At 64.0% G+C, this 3,280-nt stretch carries 6 protein-coding genes; 2 read left to right on the top strand and 4 right to left on the bottom strand.

All coding sequences use genetic code 11. The features are described from left to right. Window positions 1–146 (top strand): LysR family transcriptional regulator (locus JOY90_RS13310; RefSeq protein WP_291691586.1); only part of this gene is annotated, 146 nt, incomplete at its 5' end. Between the two features lie 122 nt (window positions 147–268). Beyond that, window positions 269–529: a hypothetical protein gene (locus JOY90_RS13305; RefSeq protein ID WP_291691585.1), complete on the top strand. Its 261-nt coding sequence runs from the start codon at window positions 269–271 to the stop codon at window positions 527–529. 275 nt (window positions 530–804) lie between these two features. Here JOY90_RS13305 and JOY90_RS13300 read toward each other — a convergent pair whose 3' ends face one another. From JOY90_RS13300 to JOY90_RS13285, 4 genes are all read right to left on the bottom strand, one after another. Continuing rightward, window positions 805–1,059: an ABC transporter permease subunit gene (locus tag JOY90_RS13300; RefSeq protein WP_291691584.1), complete on the bottom strand. Its 255-nt coding sequence runs from the start codon at window positions 1,057–1,059 to the stop codon at window positions 805–807. 88 nt (window positions 1,060–1,147) lie between these two features. Next, window positions 1,148–1,918: an ABC transporter substrate-binding protein gene (locus tag JOY90_RS13295; RefSeq protein WP_291691583.1), complete on the bottom strand. Its 771-nt coding sequence runs from the start codon at window positions 1,916–1,918 to the stop codon at window positions 1,148–1,150. Between the two features lie 23 nt (window positions 1,919–1,941). Then, window positions 1,942–2,250, bottom strand: a complete 309-nt coding sequence (locus JOY90_RS13290; RefSeq protein ID WP_291691582.1) for a cytochrome c — start codon at window positions 2,248–2,250, stop codon at window positions 1,942–1,944. Between the two features lie 112 nt (window positions 2,251–2,362). After that, on the bottom strand, window positions 2,363–3,280 hold a 918-nt coding region (locus JOY90_RS13285), incomplete at its 5' end, for a PQQ-binding-like beta-propeller repeat protein (protein WP_291691581.1).

The following is a 3,280-nucleotide window of genomic DNA, read 5'->3' as shown; positions in this document are numbered from 1 at the left end:
CCGAGCTCGGCAGCTTCACGCTCGCGGCCGAGACCATGCGGACGACGCAGGCCGCGGTCAGCCTGAAACTGAAGCGGCACGGCCGCGCGATGCGCTTGCGGCTCTTTCGGCCGCGTTCAGGAGTGCGGTGCTTAGGTGGCATGTGAGGCGTCATGCAGATGCGGAACCGGCGCATTCCGATTTTCGAAAGTTGAAACTATCTATTGTCGTGTTAGCCTCCGTGCCGGGACGACCTTTCAGGTCGCTCGAATCATGGGAGGAAGAAGCAATGAAAGTCTCGCTACTGCTCCTCGCCGTCGCGTTGTCGATGACGGCGGCGGATGCAGGTCCTCGCAAACCGGTCGTCGCGGTGAAGGACGAGGCCGTGCACCGGTGCAACGTCAATCTGTGGCCGGGCTTATCGGCAACACCGTGCCGACCACCACCCGGTGTCTCGAACTACGCTGGATGCTACGATTATGCATTGAAGCTCGGTTTCAGGGACAACGAAATCTGGTGGTACTGCAGCAGCGTCCACTTCCAGAGCTGATGGTTCGTGATGAGACAGACAATTGAGGCGCGGAGGCCATTGGCGGCCTTCCTGCTTTCCTAGGATATCTGGAGCCTCCAAGTTCCCGGGTGCCGGCCTTTGGTCGATTTCGGGCCGCTTTATACGATGTGCCGGGCCGAGGCGATCGCACGGTTCGTCGCCGTGCATTATCCGCTTTCCCTGCCGCTGGACTGCCGGATGCTCAATCGTGGCTTCAACGACACCTACCTGATCGTTGCTGCCAACGGTGAGCGTTTTGTCTTCCGCCTCTCGCATCACCGCGCCCGCGGCGCCGCGGACCTCGCGACCGAAACGGATTTCGTCTCCCCGATCAGGACCCCGAGCAGGGTCAGCGAGAAGCCGATGCGCAGGCCCGACACGATCTCCGGCAGCGCTCCGGGCAGCACCACGGTGAGCAGCAGCTGCCGCCGCGACGGCCGCAGCACCCGCGCGGTCTTCAGATGCACGTTCGGAAGATTGAGCACGGCGTTCATCGCGAACATCATGATCGGGATGATGCCGTGCAGCACGCCGTCGATGTCGAGCCCGGCTTCCTCATAGTACCCCTTCTCGATCGCGACTGCGTAAGGCGCGTCATCGTATGCAATGCGACTTGCGCTACTTCGGCGATTGCAGGGTGACGCCGTAGCGTCCGTAGATCCGGTCGATGGTGCCGTCGGCATGCAGCCGCTCCAGCGCACCGTCCACGGCCTCGCGCAGCTCCTTGTCCGGGCGCAGCATGCCGACTGCGACATTCCAACTGAGAGCGGTCTCGCTGTCGTCGAGCGGCAGGATGCGGAACGCCTTGTCCGGATGAGCCTGATTGTAATAGGCGGCGATGGTCGGCGTGACCGCGGCCGCGTCGAGCTCACGGTTCGCCAGCGCCTCCAGGCTGTCGACCTCGAACCCGAAGGTGGACGTCGGCACATGACGCTGGCCGATCACCATGGCCGCGACCGATCCGACCTGGACCCCGACCTTGGTGTGCTCGTCGAGACCCTTGAACGACGCCAGCTTGCTGTCGGAGGGCACCGCGAGCGTCACGCCCGTGCGATAATAGGGCTTCGAGATCGCAAGATTGGTCTCGCCCTGCGCCTCGCGGTCGGCGATCACGTCCAGCACGATGTCGCAGTCGGCGCTGCGCATCTGGTACTGGGTGATGATCCAGTCGAGCTTCAGCTCGACGCCGAGCTCGTGGGCGAGCGCCTTCCCAAGCTCGACCTGGAAGCCGGGCGGATCATTCGCCTTGCTGGCGAAGGGCAACGAGTTCGGGTGGGCGCACAGCCCGAGGGTGCCGAACGAGCGGATCGTGGCGAGCGAGCGGGCCTGCGCTGGGCCGATCAGGCCGACGACAATGGCGGCCGCCAGCAGGGGAAGCGTCGTTTTCATGGCGTGCGCTCCTTGCGGAGGGTTCATCCCTTTTCCGGCTTCAAGGCCCGAATATACTTGATGATGTCATCGATTTGCGCATCGGAAAAGGTGGTGCTAAAGGCCGGCATCGCGCCTTCCTTGCCGTTCTTGATGCGGTTGCGAATGAAATCGTCGTCGCGGACCGTGTTCATGAGCTGCGGACCCTTGCCCGCTTCCCGGCCGCCATCGGAATGGCACCAGCCGCAGGTCGTCGCGAACAACTGCTCGACGTTGAATTTTTCGCCCTCCACCGCAGGCGCCGCGGATTGCGCCGCCGCCGGCACGGCCCAGGCCAGCGAGGCCGCGAGCATGGCCATCACGTTCAAGTCCAATCTCATGAGGCGGAACTCCATTTCGTGATGCCCCATCAACGCACGAGGAGCGGGCTGGTGCCCGCTCCTCGCCAGTCTGTTGCGATGCCGCCTATTTCAGGCTGTAGACGACGAGCGCGCCGTCATCGCGCGGCATGCTCTTGTAGACGCCGCCGAAGGTCGGCGCATAGTCGTCCGACGCCATGCCGCCGAAGCCCGCCACCACGGCGATGTACTGCTTGCCGCCCGCGGAATAGCTGATGATGCCGCCCTGATGGCCGGTGCCGTCGGAGTGGCTCCACAGCTCGGTGCCGGAGTCGGCGTCGTAGGCGTGCACGGTGCCGCGCGAATCGGGCACGAACACGAGATTGCCTCCGGTCGACATCACGCTGGCGAGCGGCGGCTCGGGGAAGCGGACCTCCCACTTCTTGGCGCCGGTGATCGGGTCACGCGCGTCGAGATGGCCGTAGATCTCGCCACCCGGGGGCGGCGCGATCTTGAAGTTGGCGCCGATGTTGAGCTGGGCCTGCGGCGCCGTCACCGGCGTCGTCTTGACGACGTCGAGCGTCATGCACCATTCCTGGCCGAGCTTGTAGTAGAGGCCGGTCTTGGGGTTGTAGGAGCCGGAATTCCAGCTCACGCCGCCGGAGATGTGCGGACACAGCGGCTCGTCGACCTTCCCGGCCTGGAAGTCGCGACGGCCGACCAGCTCGCCCGTCTTGGGATTGATGTCCTTGACGAAGTTGCTGTTCTGGGTGATCCGCCAGACGTTCTTGACGCCGAGATTGCTGCGGTCATAGACGAAGATGTAGCCGCTCTTGTTGGGATGCACGACGTATTTCTGGCCGTCGCGATCGAGCATCACGAACTCGCCGACCGCGCTGTCGAAGTCCCAGGCGTCGTGCGGCAGCTCCTGATGATAGAACTTCAGCTTGCCGGTATCGACGTCGAGGCCGATCACCGAGGTGGTGTAGAGGTTGTCGCCGGGACGGGCGCCTTGCGTCTTGTAGTCGCTGCCCGACCAGTCATA

Origin of the sequence: Bradyrhizobium sp. (genome assembly GCF_019242285.1) — a bacterium.
Taxonomy (GTDB): domain Bacteria; phylum Pseudomonadota; class Alphaproteobacteria; order Rhizobiales; family Xanthobacteraceae; genus Bradyrhizobium.
Note: the sequence above shows the minus strand (reverse complement) of the source record. Positions and strands in the feature narration are given on the sequence as shown.

Bases quoted from the DNA above. Each gene is read 5' to 3' on its own strand.
- JOY90_RS13290 (WP_291691582.1), bottom strand. From the start codon at position 2,250: ATGCTCGCGGCCTCGCTGGCCTGGGCCGTGCCGGCGGCGGCGCAATCC.
- JOY90_RS13295 (WP_291691583.1), bottom strand. From the start codon at position 1,918: ATGAAAACGACGCTTCCCCTGCTGGCGGCCGCCATTGTCGTCGGCCTG.
- JOY90_RS13305 (WP_291691585.1), top strand. From the start codon at position 269: ATGAAAGTCTCGCTACTGCTCCTCGCCGTCGCGTTGTCGATGACGGCG.